Origin of the sequence: Acetobacterium sp. (genome assembly GCF_039830195.1) — a bacterium.
In the GTDB taxonomy this organism is placed as follows: domain Bacteria; phylum Bacillota; class Clostridia; order Eubacteriales; family Eubacteriaceae; genus Acetobacterium.
Genome location: NZ_JBDODG010000008.1, coordinates 47,366 through 69,952 on the forward strand (window position 1 = coordinate 47,366; position 22,587 = coordinate 69,952).

Here is a 22,587-nt window from a genome sequence, read left to right on the forward strand (position 1 = left end):
ATTCACCTCGTCCCATTTATTGTATAGTTTTAGGGACGAAATATCAACGTTTTTATAAAAAATACCATCCGGTGGAGATGCCGGATGGTCTGGAAAAAAGCGTTGAAGGGGTTGGTTCGGGACCGGATTGATGGCGGTGCTAGCCGGCCGGCGGGTCTTCTTCCCCCAGCTCGGCGACCACCTGTTTGAGCCGCCGGGGGATCGGGACGCCGAGGACGGCGAGGTTTTCTAAAATGCTCAGGCCTTCGTTGGCGATGTAGAAGAAAATCATCGCCGAGCGCAGCGGGGCACCGGCACCGCCGAGCAGGGCCGTGTCGAGCAGGTGGCCCATGCCGACAACGATAAAGATCAGCATTTTCTTGAGGATGCCGCGAAAGCCCCGGGCGCTGGACAACCGCTGCTGCTGAGCCGCGGCCAGAAACCCGGTCAGGTAGTCGATCACGACAAAGGCGGTCAGACACAGCAGGAAGCCGTCCCAGCCGCCGAGCCACTGACCGATCAGGCCGCCGAGCAGGGCCCAGCTATATCGCCAGATGGACAAAGCCTTCGGCCTCGTAGATGATGGCCATCAGGCCCAGGCTTTCAGCGATGGCGGCGACGGTGGCAATGGCGATGCCGGGAGCGTAGAGATCGGCGGCCTGGCCCACCAGATGCTGAGAATTGTCGACCCCGCCGACTTCGGCATTACGCTTTTGACAGCGGACCCCGGAGGTGATGATCACCGGGACGTTTAAGGCATTGCGCAGCGCTTCCAGCTTGAGCAGCAACTCCAGATTCATTTCCGCCGGGAAGCCATCGCAATAGGCCCCGCCACAGTCGCAGCCAAACTCGGCCCGGGCAAAATGCGCGGTGGAGCCGTCGCTGTCAAAGGAGATCACACTGAGCTGCTCCGTAAACAGCCGGTTCGCCGTCAGCGTCCCCACTACCCCATCCGGGCTAAGCCCGGAATCCCGCTGAAAAGCCTTAACCGCCTTTTGCGTCTTCGGCCCCTCCCGCCCGTCCAGTGGCCCGGGATGATAGCCCCGGGCCGCCAGCGCGGTCTGGACTTTTGCAATAAATTCATTCATTTTTGATCCTTTCGCGTTATTAAACCGGGGCGGTTGCCCGCCCCTCCGGCCTAGCTCATGGTAAAGGTGGTGGTGTCCGTGACGACCAGTTCGGCCTTGGCCTTGGAGATCAGGTCCGCACCGTCCGGGGCAAAAATGTTTTTGGCGATAATATTCGCCATCGCGGTATTCACCGCATCCACCGTCAAGCCCGTTTTGGGATAGGTAATCGCCATCGTCGTGGTCTTCAGATCCGACCGCTTAAACGTCAGTTGCAAAATAGTATTTGCTGCCATAGGGTTCCTCCTTTCAGTTAAAATTCAGCCTTTGCGAAGTCCAACCTGTACCGGCCGAACCCCAGTGCCGACAATTGTTACATCATGTTGTACGCATCGGAGCGGACACGGCAGAGCCTGTCCGATTCCGCAGCGAACAACAGATTAACAATTGGTCGGCACGGCTTTACGTAATTTGAATCATCGGTTTAGACCGGCATAATCAGGTTGATTTCCTGTTTGATGCATTCTTCCATGACCGGCTGCTGGAGCCCGGCAATGATCACGGCGACATCGTAGATGTCCTGGTCGGTGGCGCTGGCCCGCACGTCCCCGTAGGTCCGGCTGGTGGTTTTTTCCTTGCCATCAACCATCCCGTGGTTGGAGCGGATCTGGATCTTAGTGTCCAGAAAATCGGTACTTACTGCCATTGTTTGTCCTCCTTTCCTAGCTTTGAGTCCAGTGTAGCATGGCGGTGGGATGGCTTTAAATGGCGTGTCGGGCGGGGGTTTGAGCAGGCAAAAAAATAACCGGTGGCAAGCAGACCTGTCTGCTTGCCACCGGCTTTTTTATCGGCATCTTGACTTTCAAAAAACTGTCACGCCCGCTAGACGGTCACAAATTCCGAGCCCACCACCTGGCCCTGGGGCAGGTTGAGGTAGACCACGGCGTAGGAGCCGTCGGGGTTGAACCAGCCCAGCCCGGTGATCTGTTTGGGGTTGCCGGCGGCAGGCTTGCTTAAACTGATTTCGATGCCGTCGCTGCCCATCACATCCTGGACCTCATAAAAGGGCATCCCGGCAGCCATCCGATAGGCCTGTTTATCGGTGACCGGCAGGGGATTGAGGGCCGCCAGTTCCGGGGCTGGCACCGTCGGCAGCAGCCGTTTGGCAAAGACCGCGTCATTATCGCCATACTGGATCAGCACGCCGTAGCCGCTGACCGGATCGCGGTAAGCCACCTGGCCGTCAGCCTGGACTTCGCCGGGTACCGCCAGCATTGTTTCGAGCTGGTCACGGGGCTGATCCAGGGTCACCGACTGATAAAATTTCAGGGCCTGCTGGGCGGCGGCCGCCGTGGCCGGATTAATGGTGGTGGTGACGGGCGGCTCGGGCGGGCTGTCCGTCGCATTCTTTTGACTCTTGGCGGCCGTGCAGCCGCTCAGCAGCAGCACCCCTCCCACCAGCAGGGCGGCGCCCAGGCGGACCATTCGGATCTTCTCATTTTTCATCTCGATTTTCCCTCTTTCATCAGGATTAATAATCAAAATAGAATATTATGACATATATACCCGTTTCCCCCGGCGATTATCACCGGGTTATCTTTTTTTCCGCCGCCAGCCCCCGGGCGTGCAGCCGGTAGACCCAGCGCAGGTCGTAGTCCATGGCCGCGGCGATGGCGGCGAAGGGTTCATCGCCGATGTAGCGGCGGGTCAGGATTTCCTGGATCTGGGGACTGGCCTGGTTGTCGATGGCAGCCCGCAGGGATTGGTTGAGCGCTTCCAGGGCGCGGCTGTCGCGGTTGATGGCGACCCGGAGGGCGCGGAGCTGCTGGCGGCTGCGGTGGCCGGTGGCCGGGGTGGCCCGGTAGATCAGCGCCAGTTGTTTCTGGGTGTGGCGCAGATATTGGCTATTGCGCCAGATCTGGGCCTGGAGCTGGGTGATCTGGGCTTTGAGGGTTTTAATGGACATGGGTTACCTCCTTGGTTTTTTCAAAAAGAGAAGGGGAGAAAGGATCAAGGGGTGTTTTTTTGTAATATCGTGATTAGAAAAATCTAATCAAGGATTTTCGCCAAAAGACAAATAACCCCTTCTTCCCCTTCCTTTGGCTTATTAATGCGATTTTTCCCCTTCTCTTCGGCTTCTCAAAGGCTTCTCTTTTTGTGTAGCCCTTCTCTTTTTAGTGATAAATATCACGCATAATCGCAAAGCTCTTCCTCGTTTAACATAATCCCCTGATAAATGCTTCGCCTGGTCTTGCATTCTTTGATCCGTTTGATCTCCGGATACTCCGCCTCCAACTCAGGCAAAAACCGTTTCTGGCTGACCGGCTTCAGCCCGCCATCCCGGCAATACTGGGTATAGGCATGATAAATCTGGGTCGACGAGGCCTGAGCGGCGGCGTCCACCACGCACAGCTCCTCCACAAACGACAGCACCGAGCTGCCATCAATGCGGTAGCGGGTCAGGGCCTCGTGGCTGTCTGCAGATTCGCTGAAGCTGTAGTCGTTAGCCATCAGCCGGGTCAGTCCCGCCAGGGCCCAGTTGAAAATCCCCGGGGCTTCGGCGACAAAGCGCTCCTTCAGCTTCGGGTCCCGCTGGGCGGCCGGTCGCGCCGGTAAAAAGGGCACAATCACCAGCCGCCGGTAAAAGGCGGCGCTGCGATCTCCGAGATTTTTGGGGATCGCGTTGCAGGAAAAGACCAGCCGAGCGGTGGCGACAAAGGCAAAGGGATCGCGATTCTTGCGCTCCGCGGTGATCCGGTCCTCCCCGGTAATACTCTTAAACAAACCGTTGTCCTCAATGTTTTTGGACGGCAGATCGGCAAAAATATTGGCCAGCTTGCCGACCAGCTCGGCGGTTTTAAAGCGGTCATCGAGACTCTGCCAGGGCACGTTGGAGACATTGCTCCGGCCCAGCAGCAGATCCTGGGCCACCCACAGCAGCGTCGATTTCCCGGCGCCGCCTTCGCCGACCAGCACAAAGGCCTTCTGGGCACAGGTTTCGGGAATCAGCAGATAACCGAACAGCTCCTGTACCAGCCGCTGGGTGGCCGGGTCCAGGCACTGTTCGAGAAACGCCATAAACCGCGGGGCCGTCGCGTCGGGATCATACTGGGTGCCGATCTGGATCGTCGACAGATAGCCGGGATCGTGGGGGCTGAGGGCCCCGGTCCGTAAATCGTAGAGGCCGTTTTGCAGATTGATGCGGTGGCAACAGGCATTGAGCTTATCCAGCGACCGCGAAATCAGCAGCGTCAACTGCCCCAGGATATCCTTGATCTGCGCCATGGTGACGTGATCAACCCGGAGCTGCTTGCGGATCAGCCGCTTGACGTGGTTTTCATCGACCATCGTATAGACCCCGCCGATAAACTGATAATAGGCTTCCCCGGCATAGATCAACTGCTTGTCGCGGCTCAGATAATCAGCCAGGACCCCGGGTTTTAGCCGCAGCCCGCGGGGATGTTGTTCATACCAGGGTGGCAGCGGCGGCCGCCCGAGACTCTGGGGGCATTTGGCCGGACAACTGCCCAGCCGGGAGCAGGCAAAGCCCCAGTCGCGGATCGTCTGACAGTTGATCGGCCCGGTGCCGGATTTCCCGGCCTGGGCGATTTTGGCAGCGGTGGCAGCCGGATCATAACGGGGATCCGCTTGCGAAAGCTGGTGGATCGCCGCCTCCCCACCCCGGGTCCCGGCCAGATTGGTGATCATCGCATACCACAGCGGTTCCCGCAGATTGACGGCGTGGTCGCGGCAGTAACCGATAAACTCGCAGTTTTTCAGAATCAGCTGACTGTCCCGCTCCGCCAGATCGGTCCCGGCCGGCACGGGCGAGGTCACCGCGGCTCCCGGGCCGGTCCCTGCCGCGGGATGCAACACCGCCAGCGTCAACCCCAGCTCGGCCTGGGTATAGCGCCGCTCCGGTTCAAACAGCAGACAGACCACCGCCACCGGTTCGGCCTTGTGATGGAAAAACCCCGGCAACCGCATCACCCGGCTGGGATTGGCAATCACCGGATCACCGCCAAAGTGGGCCGCCAGTTGTTTCTGGACGGCGCGAAACTGCAGGAGGTTGGGGTCGGTGGTGGCTGTCGCGGTGTCTGCCATCAGCCAATAACCATGCAGCGACTTCCGCGTCCGCACTATAATCGACGGCGGCAGTGGGAACGCCATCAGCTGATCCCACTGGGTTTCCAGCGGCACATCATCCGCCTCCACAAAATGCGCCGTGACCCGGGTAATCTCCGCGTCCTTATGGCCGCCGGCATTGACCACAAAAAAGACCCCCCGCCGCTCACCCTGATTAACCCGATGCAGCTCCGCCAACCCCGCCGCAAAAGCCGGGTCCGGCGCCGCCGCCACCGTCATATTCTGCCCCGGTCCACCACCCCGATCACAAAACGTCCGCAACCGATACGGCCCCGGCCCAAACGCCGCCAGAAAATCCGCCGGACTGATCTCCAGCGGGGTGTTCATAGCCACGCCGCCATCGTTCCGTAGCGCTGGCCCACCGTGACTTCGACGGCCAGGGGCACGTCAAAGGCCGCGAAGGGCCGGGCCTCCATAACCGCCACGATCCAGGGGATGGCCACCCCCAGCCGGTCGGTTTCGACCTCAAAGACGATCTCGTCGTGGACCGTCAGCAGCGGCTTTATAAACGGCCGGTCGCTCAGCCCCGCCTCCAGCCGGACCATCGCCAGCTTTAAGATATCCGCCGCCGTGCCCTGAATCGGGTGGTTCAGCGCGGCCCGCTCAAAATGGCCCTGGAGACCCAGATCCGGGGCGTTGATCCCCGGCAGACAGCGGCGCCGGCCCAGGGCCGTGTCCACCGTCTCGCGGTAGCGGGCGTCCTGGCGGACCCTTTCCTGCCAGGGCGCCAGCTCCGGATAGGTCAGTTTGAGATTAAAAATCATCGCCTCACAAGCCTCCAGACTCAGCGTCTGGCCCGCCTTCAGCCGCAGAATGTCCCGCAGGCCCCGGGGGTTGAGGCCGTAAATAATCCCGAAGTTAATATTCTTGGCCACCGTCCGCCGGGCCTTGTAGTCCGGATGGCTGCTGTCTTGCGCTTCATCCAGACTGACCCGATAGATCGCCGCCGTCGTCACCGCGTGGATATCGCCGCCGGTCTGATAGACCGCCAACATATTCGGGTCCTGGGTAAACCAGGCGCCGATCCGCAGTTCGATCTGACTGTAATCCACCGCCACCAGCGTAAAACCGGGCCGGGCGATCAGAAAATCCCGGACTGTGACGCCATAGAGCGGCCCCGCCGGCAGGTTCTGGCAATTGGGATGGGCACTGGTAAAGCGCCCGGTTTCGGCCCCCAGCTGAAAAAACTGGGTGTGGATGGCCCCGGTGACGGGATTGATCTTACTTAGCAACCCCAGCAGATAGGTTTTGTGCAGCTTGGCCAGCCCCCGATAGGCGCTGATCGCCTCCAGATAGGGCAATTGCTCCGGGGCATGCTCACGGCAGTAGTCCCGCAGCCCGAGGATCGCCTCAGCATCCACCGAAGCTTTGCCGGTGTCGGTCTGTTTTAACACCGGCAGCCCCAGATCGGCAAACAGGTAGGCCTTGAGATCATTGGTGGCGGCGTTTTTGCCGACCCGCACCGGGCGCCGGCCCATCGTTTCCAGCTGGCTTAAATATTGCGCCAGTTGGGCTGCCGCCGCCACCCCCGCCGCTGCCAGACCGGGCCCATCAACCAAAAAGCCGCGCCCTTCCATCCGCGCCGTAAACAAGGCCACCGGGCTTTCAATCGCGCCCGTCAAGGGCTGATGAGCCGGGATGTTAGCTTGGAACCAGTCGTTTTCCAGCCGATACAGCCGCAGCGCCAGAGCGGCGTCATGACAGGCATAATTGATGGTGGCCGGGTCCCGGGGATCCAGATCGGCAAAGCTGCCGACCCCGACCACCGCCACAAAGCCCGGCAACTCCAGCCCGAACCAGTCCCGGGCCAGGGTTTTCAGGCCGACATCGGCCAGCCGCCGGAAGTGGCCTTCTTCTTTGTAGATCAGCAGCGCCCCGGCCATCGTGTCATAAACCGGCGGCACCAGCGTGATCCCCCGGGCCAGCAGAAACTTGGCCTCAAAGCCGAGATTGTGGGCAATTTTAGTCACCGCCGGATTCTCAAAAACCCGGCTTTGCAGCAATGCCAGCACCGCATCGGCCGCAGCATTAAACCCAACCCCGTCGGCATCGTGGTGGCCAAGCGGAATATAAATGGCTTTTTCGCCGTCAATTGTATCAATAGTGGGGGCAACCGCCAGTGAAACCCCGACAATCTCGCCGCGGTGGGGATCCAGCGCCGCCGTCCCATCATCCCGCCAGGTTGCCTGCGGCGCTGTCTCAAAATCAAACGCCACCACCGTGGCACCGGCCAGATACGCATCCAGCACCGCCAGATCGGTGACCAGGTCATACTGTGTTTGTTGAATCTTCATCATTTACCTCTTTCTCATTAAATTAACTGACCAATTGTCCACATGAATTTTGACAAAAAAAACCGAATGAAGTTAATACCTGCAGCTAGCAGGTTAATTAACAACATTCGGTAGGTCAGTGGCGCATACGGCCCTATTTAACTCGAAATGTGGTTACATCCGATTCTATTTGTATGCCCTGGCCGACCAGCGGCCAGAGTGCGATCTTTCAATATTATTCACTGAATTTTGAACAAGTCGGTGAATTCTCTCCTCAATAAATTAACATTTCTAACGATAAACTTTGTTGGCGTGTCTTCACACGTTTTCTCAGTGCCTGATGACACCGTTTTCTGATTGTCGCAACGACAATTTTGCTAAACGTTTAATTTTGTGTTACTTCCGGTTCGGCATCGTGATTCTCCGACAGCAACACAACCAACTGTCGATTATCCCGGGAACATTTAAAGCGTAAATCCAGTTTGTTCTCCACAACCGCATCAAACAGGCGTTGATCACAATTGGGGCAACGAATTTTTTCGCGTTGGCTTTCAAAATCAAGCAGCTCCGGCGACCCTAACTCAAGAAAAGAATGGTGATGATTATCAATCCTGACCATGACCACTTTTTTTGCCCTGGCGCATTTGAGCGCGACCATGCTGGCACCGTCGTGGTGACGATAATCAAACAGGTACCCGACACAATGCTTCTTCTTCTCGAGATCCGCATACCGGCAAGTTAGCCGGTGGGGACAATCCACCCGCACAAAATCTTTGAAGCACTCCCCCCGCAATTCCGACGACATATCCATTAAGTTAATCCCATCACTAAAAAAAATATCCAATGGGCCCTCCTTTTATCGTTTTTATTAAGACAGTCCCATGATGTCCCAACCCCCTTTCGATATTGATGGTTACATTATATCATCAATGGCAATTTTGAAAAAGAATTTTCTATCATTTTACTCATTTTATTTTAAGCATCGATGCGCAACAGAAAACCATTTGTCGTCCTTTCATGATTTGACGGTCTTTGAAAAATTCATTTTGGCATAAAGAATGCGCTGAATTTCAACGATCTTTTCAGGTTCCTTCACCACATACAAGACCACATAATTTTTTACTGACAGCAAGCGGTACTCCGCTTTAAGTGGTTTTATCAACGGGTAAATCTGATGCGCATAGGGAAACTGATCCAGCATGGCAATGGCCTGCTCTAATGATTCCATTAAATCCACAGCCGCCTGGGGCGCTTTGAGTTGATCAGCAATGTACAAAAGGATCTCCTGCAGATCCTTTTGCGCAATTGGCAGATAAGTGATCTTAACCATCACTATTATCAGCTTTGCCATGAAGCGTTTTCTTCAAGTCAGCAAATACATCTTTATGCGAGAAACGCTGGGTGCTCTGTTCTGCTTCCAATTCCGCTTCTTTTAATTTGAAATAGACTTCGCTGTCAAATTGAAATTTTTCATAAGCTTCATAACTCATCACAACCATATCACCATAACCATTCTTGGTCAGAAAAACCGGCTCGCCGCTTTCATGAACCTCTTTTGAAATGGTAGCAAAGTGATTACGAAGATCTGAAACGGGTCTGATTTTTTCCATGCCAGCACCTCCTTTTTTGATTATCTTATCATAATTACGCTAAACTGTAAAGCGCAGCTAGCCCGTCGCGGCTTTTTTGCTTCATAATTAAAATGAGCCGCTGCCAGCCGGCCAGCCAGTTTTTATTAAAATGTCAACGCTTTTTGCGTAATCCCTTCATTAATAGGTATATCTTTAGTAACAACGCGGCGGCTGTTTGCCGGGCGTCTCCCAGAGCGCCGGACCGATGACTCAAACACGCCCTTAACAGCCTCCTGAATCCGCAATTTGTCGCATCCCGATCCGACCTGGAAAATTGATGGAACATCCCCGCAACCCGGTAACGGGCTGCCATTAAAAGAAAGCGAGGTTAGAAATATGAACACCCCAATCAAACACAGTTTTAAAAAACGTCCCGGCCTTTTGTCGGCCCCTACAACGTGATCATCGGCCAGACCCAGTCACAGAACTATTATGACATCGACACCCTCCGCTGGGTCTACGGCTCCCGCTACGAACGGCCGATCTTTTATGACAACAGTGCGGTCAAGAATACGTTGGACAGCTTTTATGACAACCTCGAAGCCAGCTGGGTCCAGGCCAACAACGCCAACTCCCCCTACTACCTCACCAATGCCGGCGTCTGTGTCTACTTTAACCCCTACGAAGTCGCCCCCGGCGTGGTTGGTCGGGTCGAACTGCTGATTCCCTACAGCCGCACCGATCTGCTGGAGAATGTGGAGACGCTGATTTAAAGTGCCACCGACCGATTCTGTTTATCAAAAAATCAGCACAAAAATAGCGGCCAAGGGCCGCCATGGTGCCCCCGTCCCGGCAACAGCTGGGGCGGGGGGATTTTTTTAGGTTATTCTGGTCCCGGTACCGGCGTCATCACAAAAGATGCGCGCCTCAAGACTGGTCGCCGTTTGCGGAAGCACTACCGCCACCACTGGCGGCAATTACTCATCCTCCACCAGCACCATCCGGATCCCTTCCAACCGCAGACTCTGGCCCGCCGTTCCGGCTACTTCGCCGGAGGTAAACCAGCTGCTGGGGTCCGCTTCGTCCCGCAGCCAGCCCTGGTTCTGAACGTGGACATTGTAGCGCAGGCTATAGCCGGGCAGGTTAGTCAGGGTCAGGCAAATATTTTCCAGCCGCAGCCCCAGGCCGCTGGTACCGGCGGCGCTGCCCATGGCAAAGGGTCCCAGATCGCCCTGATTCTGAACATGGACGGCAGTTTCAATACTGGCGCCGGCCGGTACATCGCCGGTCAGCTCGACCTTCAGGGCTTCTAACCGTTTGGACTGGCCGGCAGTGCCGGATAGTGCCCCGGCGGTAACCCAGTCGTTTTCCCAGCCGTAGTCCTGAATATGGGTCTGGTAGCGGAGGCCGATCGGTTCGGCTTCGCTGACCACCACGGTCAGGGTGGTATCTTCATAATTTTCCATGGTCACCAGCACTGTGATGGTGGCGGTGCGGGCGGCGGTGGTCAGGCCGTCACTCTCCCGGGCCGTCGCCTGGTCATCCATTTGGCTGGTTTCAACATCGGCATTATTCAGTGGCCGACGGAAATTGCAGGTCATCGCCCCGTCGGCCGCGATGGTCGGCGGGCCATCTAAAAGCGCTTCGGGATCGTCAATCAATTCCACCTGATATTGGGTCAGGCCGCGATCGGCCGGCAGTGGCTGCCCCAGCAGGATCGTATACTCCCGTAGTTTCGGTGGCAACGGCAACTCCAACTCACCGACCTTGGGGGGCGACTGTTTACCCACCCGCACCAGGGTCTGGGTGTTGAAGTCCTGATACCCGTTACAGGTGATGCGAAGATACAGCAGGTATTCCCCAGCCCGGGTGATGGCCGGCGGGGTGGTACTGTAGGTGATCCCGTCAAGACTGTAAAATACCTTGGCTTCAGGTGGCAGACCACTGATATCGACGGTGATCTGGCCGCTCGGGTCAAAGCTGATGACCCGGGGTGTCACCGTGATCCCGCTCATGCCTGGCGGGGTGTAGCCACCGCCACCGCCGCCGGATGCGGTGATCGTAAAGGCCCGGAACACCGTCCCCTGATAATTGCCCTGACCGCTAATCGTCACCGTCGCGGTACCGGGGTTTACATTGTCGGCATAGCTGATGCTGTAATCAGCCGTCGTGATCACTGCGCCACTATCGACAACGGTGAGCAGCGGTTCGATGGCGGCACCGCTATAATTGACGTTGGGGGGATTACTGATGGTCACCCCGGCAGCTTCCAGACTGCGGGGGGTGATGGTTGGTACGATGGCCACGGTTTTTGTATCAAAAGTAGCATCGGTTGGGGTATAGGTTGCCGAATAGTCAAGGTCATTGCCCACCGCCAGCAGCGAATCGAGATCTGTTGCCGAGGCGGACCAACTCCAGTTAGCGGTGGGAACACTACCGCCGCTAAAAGCAATATCCCGCAGTTTGGTACCATAGACCGCTGCCGCCGTCGGCAGGGTGGCAATCTCACAGCGGACACTGATGTCCCCGGTGACGGTGGTCGCGGCGGTAAAGACCGCCTGACTGCTATCCTGCCAGACATATCCGGCTGACGGTGGCGGTGGAGTCACCGTGCCGTTTTGATTGACATAGGCTGTGGCCGCTGTCACCATCCCATTGTCGGCCGCAAAGCTGACCTGGCAAACCGGGTCGCTGCCTTTCAGTAAGGGCAATGGCTCAACCGGCAGCAGCTGTCCCCAGTGCGGATCTGTCGGCACCGTCTGACCCTTTTGCAGCCGCCAGGCGATTTCGCCGGAGACAAAGGCCGCATCGGTTTTGGCCACGGTTTGACCGGCGACATCTGTTGTCGTATTACCGATGCCAACGGCGATGGTTGGCGCAGCAAGGTCTCCGTAAACCGCCGAGCCGCTCAGGTAATAGCAGTTCCTGCAGTTTGCTGTACTATTATTTTTACCTAAGATCCCCCCGGTCAAAGCATCCCCTCCGGTAACCGCCCCGGTCTGATAACAATTAGCAATGCTGCTGGCACTGCTAAATCCAACAATGCCTCCCACGCTTGAATTTCCCACAATGGTACCGGTATTGGCACAGTTTTCTACCCGACCGCCATTCATATACCCAATGATACCACCCACATATTGATTCCCGTTCACATTTGCGGTACTGTAACAGTTAGTGATACTCGTATTTTCGTCCACATAACCGGCGATACCACCAATACGTTCAGCAACCGGCGTAATACCAACCAGATTCGCTTCAACCTGACAGTTCGTAATACTGCCCCCATGCATAATACCGGCAATCCCGCCAGCCATAGAGCGTACATTAAAACAAGATGCCGCTACCTTCAGGTTCTTAATTTCACCTCGACACTCGCCAAAAAGGCCCTGTCCATCAGCATTACAATTTCCAACGAGATAAATACCACTGATGGTATGGTTGTCGCCATCAAATTTACCAGTATACTGGTTCATCCAGTTCCCAATCGGGGTCCAGGCCGTTAAACCGGTTGTTTCCGGTCCCCACTGCTCCCAATCGTCTGTCGCATTTAGCGCAATATCCGTCGTCAGTACCGCATTGGCAGCAGGATTTCCACCCTCATCATTGACATATTTAGAAAATTCGGTCAACGCCTCCACACCACCAATTTGAATAACGCCGCTTGCATCGGTGGTAAAGACATAGTTATCCGGTGCCGTAATTTCCCCCGCCATGACCGGCATCGCCCCCAGCATCCCCATCATGGCCACCATCACCAGTATTCCGATAATCTTTCTTTTCATCTTGTCCTCTTTCATATTTATTAAATCTACCAATCATTTGATCGCTGCAACCCGCAAGGTGCTACTGTTTTGGTTCTCCTGATCCGGTTTTTGGCAAAGAAAAACCCCTATTATAGCTTACACTACTATTATAGGGGTAAATGATGGTCCCGGGAAGTGCCTTTTGACCGGCAAAAAGTCACGGTTTGGGGGCCTGAAAGACGTACTGAGCCAATTCATCGCGGTTGGAAACCAGCAGTTTGCTGTAGATATCGGTGATGATATTTTTCAACCGCCCCACCGAGACCCCATACTGTTCGGCAATTTTAGCATAGGGGACCCGCCGGGCCACCAGCGTTGCGATATGAAATTCCCGCAGGGTCAGGATATCGGTGATGTTATCCCGGGTGAATTGATTGTGAAAAGAAATCCAGTTCGTCCAGGTGCTCTGCCATTGCCCGATCACTGCCGGGTAGGCGACGGGGTAGGACTCCTTCAGGCATTGCTCCAGCAGTCCCCCGAAGGCCGTCACCGACTCGGCAAAGGGGGTGATAAAACCATGGGGCAGGGCCAGCGCCATTGCCTCCAGCAGATAGCTTCGGGCCGCCTCGTGCTGCTCCAGACCATAGCAGGCGGTGGCGCACATCAACCGCAGATAGAGGTCGATCTTGGTGATCGCCGGGGCCACCGGGTGGAGCGTCAGAACCGTCTGGGCCACTGCCAGCATCGCCTGATAGTCCCCCAGACACTGAAAATACTTGGCCCGCAGATACAGCGTGTAGGGTTTTAAGGTCACCGGGAAAGCGCTGAAATCGCCAGCTTTGAGCCAGTCCGGAGCCATATTGGGGGCGATTGAACTGACTGCGACGGCGGCCAGCGTCATCTCGCCATACGCTGCGACCACCGTCCCCGGATGGACCTGGATCGCTTTTTTGAGATCACTGTCGACGGTGCTATAAAAGGGATAGTCCCCCATACTGATGGCCGCGGCGATGGCCAGGGGGGCGGCGCAGATTCTGGCGGCCTCGTCCCGGCCGGCGTCACTATAGCAGCGCATCGACTGTTTGAAATCGCCACGCAGGTAGGCCAGCTCGCTCTGATAGAGCCGCCGCAGCCGGGGCGCTGTGAGGGACGCTAAAATCCCATCGGGGTGATCCCCGGGCAGTGGCGTGGCGGTGGCATCGATCAGTGCCGCTAGCTCTGCCGCCAGCGCCGGCGGTGGTGGCGGCGCGATTCGGCGACCATCCCGGGGCTTGGGGGCAGCGGCCGGAATCAGCCAGTTGTTACCATATTTTTGGGCCCCGGGGATCCGCCCGTCACGACAATAGCGCTGGACAATGCGGATATGAACGCCCCATTTAATGGCCGCGGCCTGAGCTGAAATAACGTCGATGGTGTTCCCCTCCCTTCCTATCCTTTATCAGTCGCTTACACGACTGTTATGGTTGTCGCTCCTGATTCATTTATTATATGGTTTTGGCCCCGCCTTGACAAGGGAAAAATCCGCCGTTACCAGCAAAGCCAGAAACACCAGGTTAATCACAATCCCCCGGTAAAATATTTTTTTCATTACGGTTTAAAAAACTTCTGACAACAAAAGGGCTGACTACCACCGCCAGCCTACTCGCTTTATCAATGATCTAATTTCTATAGTTTACAGTATCCACAGAAACGGTTATACTTATTAAGTATGTTGACAAATTTGCACCGATGCAAGGAGGAACGCCCCATGTCTGTTATAGATAACATGATCCAAACATATAAGATGGTTTACCAGGTTGAGAAGGATTACCCGCTGGAATTTATCGTCACCACCGATCTCTACCATGAACGGCTGAAACTGGCCAATACCCGCTGTGACGAGGCGATTATCAAAGCATCCAAACAGGAGCTAGATGACTGCTTGCACTTGCTGGTCATGCCGGATGAGGTGGATCCGCATTATTATCTGCTGCTCCACGAAGACCTTTTTGACGAATCCCAGCAATACGGCCATGCGATTGCCTATGAATACACCCGCCTGATCGATTATACCGATATTCAGGATAAATACCAGGTCGCCAATTTGCGGGCGGCGCAATTTCCGGACTCGGCCTGTTTTTTATTTCTGGCTGACGTCCGGGCCTGGTACCGCGGCTTCAACCTCTTCTACAACCTGATCAGCGCCGATAAAAAAGCAGTGCTCTCTTCCTATCTCTGTGGCACCGTGCCGAACTACGAAAGCCTGCTGTCTTTTGATCTGACCTCGCATATGACATCGCTGGCGGAATTTTACGCCCAGGCGCTGGCGATTGGGAGCTACGTCAATTTTGATGTCAGCCTGCCGGACTACATAAACCGCCATCATGTCCATGAACTGCTTGGTGCAATCCACGACAATATCGATAATCTCAGTATTTTTGAAAACTACGAGACCATCCATGCCGCGTATACGGATTTTATTGAGCATAAGTCCAAAGCGGAGCAGCCCCATGTCCACAGCCACAGCTGCAACCACCCCCACCACCACCGTGACGACTGAGCCGCTGCCGTACCGATCAATTATTGCTTGGTGCTCAGTTTCCACAAACAGGTGTGTAACGTGTAGGCGAACAGGCGATAGCCTGTCCGCCGTACAGTGTAACAACTGTTTCGTGCGAAACTGATCACCAGGCTCACCGCCGTTAATTACTTGCTACAACGCCAGCCGGTACAGATCTTCGATCTGGATCAGGGTGGTGGCCCGGGGATTGACCAGAATGTTGCCACTTTTCATGGCGTCTACGGCCATCGCCGGGATCATCTCGGCGGTGACGCCGACTTCACTGAGGGTCTGGGGAATCCCCAGGGCCGCGGTCAGGCGGCGGACCTCATCGACCAGTGTCTGGGGCGTGAAAGCGGCCCCGCCAGCCCCGCCTTTGATCGCTTGATAAATGGTCTGATAGCGGCCGGTATCGGCCAGGGCATTAAATTCCAGCACCGTCGGCAACAGCACCGCATTGGCCACCCCATGGGGAACATCGAAGTAGCCGCCTAGCGGATGCGCCATCGCATGGACATTACCCAGCCGCGCCCAGGCAAAGGCGATCCCGGCAAACATACTGCCATAGAGCATCGCCGCCGCGGCCTCGGGATTGGTGCGATCCGCCACAAACCGGCGGATGTTGGCGCCGATCAGGGTCAGCGCCTTTTCGGCCATGGCATCAGAAAACGGTGAGGCGGCCTTGGACAGATAGGCCTCGATGGCATGCACCAGGGCATCAATCCCGCAGGCTGCCGCAGTTTTTTCCGGGGTCGTCATCACCAGCGTCGGATCCAGCACCGCCACTGCCGGCAGCAGTTCGTAACTGAACACCGTCAGTTTGTAATTCCGGGCACGGTCGGTGATCACCGCAAAAGCCGTCACCTCCGATCCGGTGCCAGCGGTGGTGGGAATCGCAATCAGCGGCACAATCGCCCCGGGCACCTTGTCAGCGCCCTCATAGTCCCCGATCGACCCGCCAAACTTGGCCAGCACCCCCACCGCCTTGGCCACATCCATCGGCGAACCGCCGCCGAGGGCAATCATACAATCGGCGCCGCTGTCTAAAAAGGCCTTGGTCGCCTTATCGACGGTTTCCACCGAGGGGTTCGCTTCGGTTTCGGTAAAGCTGTCAAAAGCCAGCCCGGCCCGCCCCAGAATATCGGTAATCTTTGCCACCACCCCCATCTTATTCAGATGCGGCCCCGAAATCACCATCGCCTTCTTAAGCCCCTGCTTCCCCAAAAGCTCCGGCAATTTCTCAATACTATCCACCCCACAGATAATTTCCTGCGGTATCTTAAAACTAAAACTATTCATAGGTCTATCCTTTCACAAATCCCGGTGGGTTATTCAGTGACGCTGCCAATCCGGCCGGCGAAGACGGGTTGTTCATCGATGTCTTCATATTCCACGTCCATGTGGGCCCCAAACTCCGTGCCATACTTGAACTTGCAGTAACCGTAGAAGATCACACCGAGGATCGACCAGCCGCCGGCCATGATCCATTCTTCAAAGATCAGGGCAGTCGAAGCAAAGGGCAACGGAATCACATATAGCAGCGTCATCAAACCAGACAGTAATACCGCCATGATCCCCACAAAGGTCCCATATTTAACCTGGTAGGGTCGTTTCATATCGGGCGCTTTTTTTCGGAGGATCAGGAACGATAAGGACACCATCGCATAGGCCAGACAGACTCCGAAGCTGCCGGCATCAACAATCCAGACCAGCATTTTGCGGCCAAAGAAGGGGGCAATCACTGACAGGACACCAATCAGGGCAATGGCATAGACGGGGGTTTTATATTTCGGGTGCAGTTTGGCAAAGACTTTGGGAATCATCTTCGATTCGGCCATTGAGTACAGCGCCCGGCTGCCACCGATTAAGAACGAATTCCAGCTGGTGATAATCCCGGCCATCCCGCCGACGATCAGGACCTTGGTCATGATCGCGCTGTTAAAAGCCAGACCCATCGCATCAGCGGTCACCAGGGTGGAATCTGCCATTGCACTGGCTGGCATCACATAGGCCACCGCCAGAATCACCAGGGCATAAAAGGCCACTGCCATCACAATCGACAGAATCATAATGCCACCGATCTTCTTGAAGCCGGCGTTGATTTCTTCGGCGGCCTGGGGAATCACATCAAAGCCGACAAACAGGAACGGAGTCATCACGGCCACCGTCAGGACGCTGCCCAGCGCCGTGGTGCCCGCTTCAATGCTGCCGCCAAACATATTGCCGACAATATTGGCGGGGTCACCATTGACGGCTGATCCGGCAATTAACAGGATCCCGGCGCCGGCAATTAAGGCGGTAAAAATAGTCTGCAGTTTGGCCGCTGTTTTGGCGCCCAAAATATTGATGACGGTAATGATAATCGCGGTGACCACACCGACCGCTACCCAGGAAGCGTAAATATCGAAGCCGGCGACGGTGTACATATAGCCCTGCAGGAAATTGGGGCTCAGATATTGGATGACGGTCGGAAAGGCGACGGCTTCAAAGGCCACCACGCTGACATACCCGAGAATAATCGCCCAGGTACAGATAAACGACCCGGTGGGCCCCATGGCCTTATAACTGAAGACATGCTCGCCGCCGCATTGGGGCATCGCCGCGGTCAGTTCGGCATAGGTCAGCCCGACAAAGAGCACCATAATGCCGCCGATCACAAAGGCCAGCGCCGCGCCCAGGGCCCCGGCGGTTTCAATCCAGATGCCGGTGTTAACCACCCAGCCCCAGCCAATCATGGCCCCAAAGGCCAACACAAAAATGTCTTTGGTGCTCAACACTTTGTCAAATTTTGACTTGTTTGTTTTTTCACTCATTTTTCTTTTTGTATGATCCGCATTATGAATCATACACTCCTTTCGTTTTGGGATTTGTTAAAATAATTGCGTTGGTTTCGTGAGCTTTTGGTTAAAGCTTGACGTTAGTTCTTTACTAGCGTACCGACCAATTGTTAATCTGTTGTTTGCTTACAATTCGTACAGTTGCGAATTCTGAAGACCAAATAAATTACTCTATCCTGGCAACTGTTCGCCTTGATGCAAACAACATGATGTAACAATTGTCGGTACTGGTTTCAGCTAACCGACAGTTTTTTTGTTATCCTTGCTCACGTTTTGCCGATCTTCTCTCACCGATAACGGTTGACCATTGTCAATAAAAAAAACGGGGTCCTTACCAGCCGCTTGCTGGCGGTCTGTTGATTCAGACCGGCAGCTGTTTTGCTGTAAAAACCCCATTGTTTAGATAATCGATTCTATTTTATTTAATTTAAGTGCTATGTTCAGTGCTTTGTATAATTAAGTGCTTTGTTTAGTTAATCAGTTCGTTAACCGTTGCTGCGATGATGCCGTAGGCCTTGTCGCAATCTTCTTTGGAGACGATCAGTGGTGGAATCATCCGGATGATGTTTTTGCCGATGGCGGTGATCAGTAGTTTTTTCGCCAGCACGCCGTGTTTGACATCGACGCCGGAGATGCCGTCTTCAAATTCCACCCCGATCAGCAGGCCCTGGCCGCGGACTTCTTTGACCTTGGGCAGACCTTTTAGCTGGTTCATAAAGTAGGCGCCCATTTCCCGGGCATTGCCAGCCAGGTCGCGGTCGAGCAGCTCAGTGATCTGCGCCAGCGAGGCGGCGGTGGATACCGGATGGCCGCCGTAGGTGGTACCGTGGGAGCCCATCGTAAAGGCTTTGGCGACCTCCGCGGTGGCACAGATGGCGCCGATTGGCATGCCGCCGCCCATGGCTTTAGCCATGGAGACGATATCGGGCTTGATGCCGTAATTCATATACGACATAATCGCCCCGGTCCGGCACCAGCCGGTCTGAACCTCGTCCAGCAGCAACAGCAAACCTTTTTCATCACAGAGAGCCCGCAGCCCCTGCATAAACTCCATCGTCGCCGGATGGACGCCGCCTTCGCCCTGGACCGGTTCAATCAGGATGGCGATGGTGTTGTCGTTGACCGCGTCTTTAAAGGACTGCAGGTTGTTAAACTCAGCATAGCTGAAACCCGGGGTCATGTCGCCAAAGCCAATCTGGCAGGCGTTGTCCGGTTGGCCGGTGGCGCTGAGGGCACCCATGGTGCGGCCGTGAAAGGACATCCGGGCAGTGACGATGTTGTAGCGTTCTGGGCCATAGGTTTCGACCCCATATTTCCGGGCCATTTTGATCATCGCTTCATTGGATTCAGCCCCGGAGTTCTGGAAAAAGATCTTATCCATGCCAATGCTGGTACAGATCTTTTCGGCCAGCAGGACCTGGGGGATGGTATAGGGGTAGTTAAAGGTGTGAATCACATCGGCGACCTGATCCTGCACCGCGGCGACTACCTTATCATTGCAGTTGCCGGCGCTGTTAACGGCGATCCCGGCGTAAAAATCGAGGTAGGCCTCGCCATTTTCATCATAAATATACATATCTTTCGCGGTCTCGGCGATAAAATCAAACCGTTCGTAGGTTTCAATCATATAGGTGTCAACTTTTTGCTTTAGTTCCTCTTTTGTTAGTCCGGTGTCTTTCAGTTTCATTCCAAATTTCCTTTCCCTGTTCAAGCGTTGTGTTATACCATAATGCCGTGAGCTTTGCTGCCGGTTTACGCCAGCAAAGCAATTATTGTTCATGTAGTCATATTTTTTATTTCTGACAAACCTCTTCGTTTGTCAAATCAATAAAAAAAAAACGCCGGAACATGAACCATCATGTTTCGAACGCCTTCGTCCTGTCAATTGACATCTACAATATAACACGTGTGCATTATATTGTCAACACACATTGTATTTTTATTTAAATATTTTTATAAATCGCTATTTAAAGGGATACAGTTCATTAAATGATAAGTTATTGTGCACTATATTGCACGACGACACGGTCATCAGCGCGGCTCAAACGGTGCGCTTAGCCGGCTTTGCTACTGTTTAAAGACGAACACCGTGATAAATTTCAGGGGCGCATCGCCCTTATTCCAGTAGGTATGTTTCATCGCGGTGCCAAAACAGATGGCGTCTTCTTTTTTGATCTGATAAAAGACATTGTCGATTTCCAGGGTCAATTCACCGGCGTGCACGACGATGTACTCGTTGGTGCCCTGACCATGGGCGCCGCTGACATAACAGGCCCCGGGTTCAATTTCAATTTCATAGATTTCAAACAAGCGGTTCTTTTCATAGGGAAAATAGGTGTAAACGGCATACTGACCGGGCACCTCTTTGGAGGGGATCAGCTTTTGGCGGTTGACCTCATAGACGCCGAGCCCCGGGGTCCGGGTCAGGTCGGACAGATCGACCCGAAGCCCACTGACGATCTTGCCGAGGGTCCCAATGGTGGGATTGGCTTCGCCCCGTTCAATCTGGCCCAGCATGCTTTTGCTGACCCCGGTCTGTTCGGCGACCTCGTCCATACTCATGCCTTTTTCCCGGCGGATCGCCTTTAAATTGATTGAGATATTTTTATTCAAGTAATCCATCATCTTCGCCTCGACTTTCTCTAAGGCTAAGTTTAACTTAACCGCCAGTTAAAATCAACGGCTAGCCAAAATCTTTGTTTGCACTCAACTGCCGTACCGACAATTGTTAATCTGTTGTTTGCTTGCAATTCGGACAGGTTTATCAACCTGTTCGCCTTGATGCAAACAACATGATGTAACAATTGTCGGTACTGGGTTTGGCATTTAACCATAAGTTTATTGTAAATTATCGCCTGAATTACAAAATACTCTATTTATTACATAGCCAATTAATAAGGGTTTACACACATTTGATGATCGCATTTTCAAAAATATCCAGGCCGGCCTGAAGCTGGGCGTCAGTAATGACCAGGGGGGCCAGGAAGCGAATGACGTTGCCGTAGACGCCGGCGCTTTCGATGATCAGGCCGTTTTGGGCAGCTTCGGTGACAATTGCGGACACCAGTTCCGGGTATGGCGCTTTGGTGGTTCGGTCTTTGACAAATTCAATCCCGACCATGGCGCCCAGGCCCCGGACATCGCCGATGACGGCGTAGTCTTCTTGCCAGCGGTTAAAGCGCGCCATGATGATGTCGCTGATTGCGCAGGCCCGTTCCGCCAGGCGGTCGCGCTGCATGATTTCGATGACTTTCAGGGCCGCGGCGCAGGCCACCGGATTGCCGCAATAGGTGCCGCCAATGGTGCCGCCTTTGACGGCTTCCATAATTTCTGTGCGGGCGGTGATGGCACTCAGCGGCAATCCAGCCGCGATTGATTTGGCGGTGGTGATAATATCCGGCTCCACCCCGACTTCCTGCCAGTATTCCGAGGCAAACATCTTGCCGGTGCGGCAAAAGCCGGTCTGGACCTCATCGGCAATCAGTAAGATGCCCTTGTCATCACAGATTTTGCGGACTGCTTTGATCCACGGAAGCGGGGCAGGAATAAAACCGCCTTCGCCCTGGAGCGGTTCCACCACAATCGCCGCCACATGTTCGGCTGGGGACGCTTCTTCAAAGACCCGCTCAATGCTGTCGGTGTAATAGGCGATGGCATCCGCCGGGCTCATTCCCGCCGGGTTGCGGTAGAGATAGGGAAACTGGGCCCGATAAATGCCATCGGGAAAGGGTCCCAGGCCGTGGGCATAAGCTTTTTTCGCGGTCATCGTCATCGTCAGCATCGTACGCCCGTGGAAGGCCCCGGAAAAGACAATGATATTGGGTCGTTTGGTAAATGCTTTAGCAATTTTAACGGCATTTTCATCGGCTTCGGCACCGCTGTTGGCAAAAAAGGTCATCTTCTCTGCGCCCCGAACCGGCACAATCGCGTTCATCGCTTCGGCCAGCGCCACATAGCCCTCATGGGTGACGATATTGAACATGCCATGAAAATACTTTTCGGACTGGGCTTTCACCGCCGCCACGATTTCGGGATGGGAGTAGCCGATGTTCAGCACCCCGACGCCGCCAACCCAGTCGACAAAGTGATTGCCGTCAACATCTTCGACCATCGCGCCTTCGCCCTTGTCGATGACCAGCGGATAAACACATTTGATGGCCCCGGGAATGGCATCTTCTCTGCGGGCAATGATGGCCGCGGCCTTGGGCCCGGGTACCTGATCGGTAATTATTTCTGGTAAAGCATTTTTTAACATTTTAATCTCCTCATTTCTAAACTAATGCTAATTGCGAAAGTTCCGTGAGCTTTGCCGGCGGTTCCACAAAAAACAAAAAAACAAGACCGGGAAGCGACTTCCTTGTCTTGTTTATGTCTGTTATTATAGCACAGCCAACCCCAGGCGCAATGGCCAACCAGCCTAAATTATCGGGTA

21 protein-coding genes are annotated in these 22,587 nt (G+C 54.8%); 3 read left to right on the top strand and 18 right to left on the bottom strand.

Annotated elements, in window-relative coordinates:
* Window positions 1-139: 139 nt before the first annotated feature.
* The 11 genes from ABGU93_RS02990 to ABGU93_RS03040 all read right to left on the bottom strand — a co-directional run bounded on the left by ABGU93_RS02990 (window position 140) and on the right by ABGU93_RS03040 (window position 9,075).
* Window positions 140-541 (bottom strand): phage holin family protein, encoded by a 402-nt coding sequence (locus ABGU93_RS02990; RefSeq protein ID WP_347412024.1) that lies wholly within the window; start codon window positions 539-541, stop codon window positions 140-142.
* On the bottom strand, window positions 522-1,067 hold the full coding sequence (locus ABGU93_RS02995) for a D-Ala-D-Ala carboxypeptidase family metallohydrolase (RefSeq protein WP_347412025.1): 546 nt from the start codon (window positions 1,065-1,067) through the stop codon (window positions 522-524). Before ABGU93_RS02995 ends, ABGU93_RS02990 begins: the two co-directional genes overlap by 20 nt.
* 50 nt (window positions 1,068-1,117) lie before the next feature.
* The gene (locus ABGU93_RS03000; protein ID WP_347412026.1) at window positions 1,118-1,342 is read right to left on the bottom strand and encodes a DUF2922 domain-containing protein; all 225 of its coding nucleotides are present in this window, start codon (window positions 1,340-1,342) and stop codon (window positions 1,118-1,120) included.
* Between the two features lie 188 nt (window positions 1,343-1,530).
* Complete coding sequence (locus tag ABGU93_RS03005; RefSeq protein WP_347412027.1) at window positions 1,531-1,752, bottom strand: DUF1659 domain-containing protein; 222 nt, start codon at window positions 1,750-1,752, stop codon at window positions 1,531-1,533.
* 176 nt (window positions 1,753-1,928) lie between these two features.
* The gene (locus tag ABGU93_RS03010) at window positions 1,929-2,552 is read right to left on the bottom strand and encodes a hypothetical protein (protein WP_347412028.1); all 624 of its coding nucleotides are present in this window, start codon (window positions 2,550-2,552) and stop codon (window positions 1,929-1,931) included.
* A gap of 79 nt (window positions 2,553-2,631) precedes the next feature.
* Window positions 2,632-3,012 carry a hypothetical protein gene (locus tag ABGU93_RS03015; RefSeq protein WP_347412029.1) on the bottom strand — a complete coding sequence of 127 codons (381 nt, stop codon included), beginning with the start codon at window positions 3,010-3,012 and terminating at the stop codon, window positions 2,632-2,634.
* A 221-nt stretch (window positions 3,013-3,233) separates the two neighbouring features.
* Window positions 3,234-5,519 (bottom strand): phage/plasmid primase, P4 family, encoded by a 2,286-nt coding sequence (locus ABGU93_RS03020; protein WP_347412030.1) that lies wholly within the window; start codon window positions 5,517-5,519, stop codon window positions 3,234-3,236.
* Window positions 5,516-7,486 carry a DNA polymerase gene (locus tag ABGU93_RS03025; RefSeq protein WP_347412031.1) on the bottom strand — a complete coding sequence of 657 codons (1,971 nt, stop codon included), beginning with the start codon at window positions 7,484-7,486 and terminating at the stop codon, window positions 5,516-5,518. Before ABGU93_RS03025 ends, ABGU93_RS03020 begins: the two co-directional genes overlap by 4 nt.
* A 364-nt stretch (window positions 7,487-7,850) precedes the next feature.
* Entirely contained in the window at window positions 7,851-8,309 is a 459-nt protein-coding gene (locus tag ABGU93_RS03030; RefSeq protein ID WP_347412032.1) for a hypothetical protein, read from the bottom strand.
* Window positions 8,310-8,480: 171 nt separating this feature from the next.
* Window positions 8,481-8,816, bottom strand: a complete 336-nt coding sequence (locus ABGU93_RS03035) for a type II toxin-antitoxin system RelE/ParE family toxin (protein ID WP_347412033.1) — start codon at window positions 8,814-8,816, stop codon at window positions 8,481-8,483.
* Window positions 8,788-9,075 carry a type II toxin-antitoxin system Phd/YefM family antitoxin gene (locus tag ABGU93_RS03040; protein ID WP_347412034.1) on the bottom strand — a complete coding sequence of 96 codons (288 nt, stop codon included), beginning with the start codon at window positions 9,073-9,075 and terminating at the stop codon, window positions 8,788-8,790. Before ABGU93_RS03040 ends, ABGU93_RS03035 begins: the two co-directional genes overlap by 29 nt.
* 419 nt (window positions 9,076-9,494) lie before the next feature.
* On the opposite strand from ABGU93_RS03040, the gene ABGU93_RS03045 reads away from it, so the two are divergent.
* Window positions 9,495-9,809, top strand: coding sequence for an RsiV family protein (locus ABGU93_RS03045; protein ID WP_347412035.1), 315 nt, complete (start codon window positions 9,495-9,497; stop codon window positions 9,807-9,809).
* Window positions 9,810-10,013: 204 nt separating this feature from the next.
* Here the strand turns inward: ABGU93_RS03045 and ABGU93_RS03050 are convergent, their stop codons facing one another.
* Window positions 10,014-12,818, bottom strand: a complete 2,805-nt coding sequence (locus tag ABGU93_RS03050) for a GLUG motif-containing protein (protein WP_347412036.1) — start codon at window positions 12,816-12,818, stop codon at window positions 10,014-10,016.
* 178 nt (window positions 12,819-12,996) lie between these two features.
* Entirely contained in the window at window positions 12,997-13,854 is an 858-nt protein-coding gene (locus tag ABGU93_RS03055) for a hypothetical protein (RefSeq protein WP_347412037.1), read from the bottom strand.
* 118 nt (window positions 13,855-13,972) lie between these two features.
* Here ABGU93_RS03055 and ABGU93_RS03060 point away from each other — a divergent pair, with 118 nt between their 5' ends.
* Both ABGU93_RS03060 and ABGU93_RS03065 read left to right on the top strand, forming a co-directional pair.
* The gene (locus ABGU93_RS03060; protein WP_347412038.1) at window positions 13,973-14,125 is read left to right on the top strand and encodes a hypothetical protein; all 153 of its coding nucleotides are present in this window, start codon (window positions 13,973-13,975) and stop codon (window positions 14,123-14,125) included.
* Between the two features lie 401 nt (window positions 14,126-14,526).
* On the top strand, window positions 14,527-15,318 hold the full coding sequence (locus ABGU93_RS03065) for a hypothetical protein (RefSeq protein WP_347412039.1): 792 nt from the start codon (window positions 14,527-14,529) through the stop codon (window positions 15,316-15,318).
* 153 nt (window positions 15,319-15,471) lie between these two features.
* Here ABGU93_RS03065 and ABGU93_RS03070 read toward each other — a convergent pair whose 3' ends face one another.
* The 5 genes from ABGU93_RS03070 to ABGU93_RS03090 form a co-directional block, all read right to left on the bottom strand.
* Window positions 15,472-16,617, bottom strand: a complete 1,146-nt coding sequence (locus ABGU93_RS03070) for an iron-containing alcohol dehydrogenase (protein WP_347412040.1) — start codon at window positions 16,615-16,617, stop codon at window positions 15,472-15,474.
* Window positions 16,618-16,646: 29 nt separating this feature from the next.
* Complete coding sequence (locus tag ABGU93_RS03075) at window positions 16,647-18,131, bottom strand: APC family permease (RefSeq protein ID WP_347412041.1); 1,485 nt, start codon at window positions 18,129-18,131, stop codon at window positions 16,647-16,649.
* A gap of 493 nt (window positions 18,132-18,624) precedes the next feature.
* Window positions 18,625-19,842, bottom strand: coding sequence for an acetylornithine/succinylornithine family transaminase (locus ABGU93_RS03080; protein ID WP_347412042.1), 1,218 nt, complete (start codon window positions 19,840-19,842; stop codon window positions 18,625-18,627).
* A gap of 380 nt (window positions 19,843-20,222) precedes the next feature.
* On the bottom strand, window positions 20,223-20,780 hold the full coding sequence (locus tag ABGU93_RS03085; RefSeq protein ID WP_347412043.1) for an XRE family transcriptional regulator: 558 nt from the start codon (window positions 20,778-20,780) through the stop codon (window positions 20,223-20,225).
* 277 nt (window positions 20,781-21,057) lie between these two features.
* Entirely contained in the window at window positions 21,058-22,410 is a 1,353-nt protein-coding gene (locus ABGU93_RS03090) for an aspartate aminotransferase family protein (RefSeq protein WP_347412044.1), read from the bottom strand.
* Window positions 22,411-22,587 lie beyond the last annotated feature (177 nt).

Excerpts from the sequence above, each read along its gene's own strand:
- ABGU93_RS02995 (WP_347412025.1), bottom strand. The coding sequence starts at position 1,067 with ATGAATGAATTTATTGCAAAAGTCCAGACCGCGCTGGCGGCCCGGGGC.
- ABGU93_RS03000 (WP_347412026.1), bottom strand. The coding sequence starts at position 1,342 with ATGGCAGCAAATACTATTTTGCAACTGACGTTTAAGCGGTCGGATCTG.
- ABGU93_RS03005 (WP_347412027.1), bottom strand. The coding sequence starts at position 1,752 with ATGGCAGTAAGTACCGATTTTCTGGACACTAAGATCCAGATCCGCTCC.
- ABGU93_RS03010 (WP_347412028.1), bottom strand. The coding sequence starts at position 2,552 with ATGAAAAATGAGAAGATCCGAATGGTCCGCCTGGGCGCCGCCCTGCTG.
- ABGU93_RS03015 (WP_347412029.1), bottom strand. The coding sequence starts at position 3,012 with ATGTCCATTAAAACCCTCAAAGCCCAGATCACCCAGCTCCAGGCCCAG.
- ABGU93_RS03020 (WP_347412030.1), bottom strand. The coding sequence starts at position 5,519 with ATGAACACCCCGCTGGAGATCAGTCCGGCGGATTTTCTGGCGGCGTTT.
- ABGU93_RS03025 (WP_347412031.1), bottom strand. The coding sequence starts at position 7,486 with ATGAAGATTCAACAAACACAGTATGACCTGGTCACCGATCTGGCGGTG.
- ABGU93_RS03035 (WP_347412033.1), bottom strand. The coding sequence starts at position 8,816 with ATGGCAAAGCTGATAATAGTGATGGTTAAGATCACTTATCTGCCAATT.
- ABGU93_RS03040 (WP_347412034.1), bottom strand. The coding sequence starts at position 9,075 with ATGGAAAAAATCAGACCCGTTTCAGATCTTCGTAATCACTTTGCTACC.
- ABGU93_RS03050 (WP_347412036.1), bottom strand. The coding sequence starts at position 12,818 with ATGAAAAGAAAGATTATCGGAATACTGGTGATGGTGGCCATGATGGGG.
- ABGU93_RS03055 (WP_347412037.1), bottom strand. The coding sequence starts at position 13,854 with ATGCGCTGCTATAGTGACGCCGGCCGGGACGAGGCCGCCAGAATCTGC.
- ABGU93_RS03065 (WP_347412039.1), top strand. The coding sequence starts at position 14,527 with ATGTCTGTTATAGATAACATGATCCAAACATATAAGATGGTTTACCAG.
- ABGU93_RS03070 (WP_347412040.1), bottom strand. The coding sequence starts at position 16,617 with ATGAATAGTTTTAGTTTTAAGATACCGCAGGAAATTATCTGTGGGGTG.
- ABGU93_RS03075 (WP_347412041.1), bottom strand. The coding sequence starts at position 18,131 with ATGAGTGAAAAAACAAACAAGTCAAAATTTGACAAAGTGTTGAGCACC.
- ABGU93_RS03080 (WP_347412042.1), bottom strand. The coding sequence starts at position 19,842 with ATGAAACTGAAAGACACCGGACTAACAAAAGAGGAACTAAAGCAAAAA.
- ABGU93_RS03085 (WP_347412043.1), bottom strand. The coding sequence starts at position 20,780 with ATGATGGATTACTTGAATAAAAATATCTCAATCAATTTAAAGGCGATC.
- ABGU93_RS03090 (WP_347412044.1), bottom strand. The coding sequence starts at position 22,410 with ATGTTAAAAAATGCTTTACCAGAAATAATTACCGATCAGGTACCCGGG.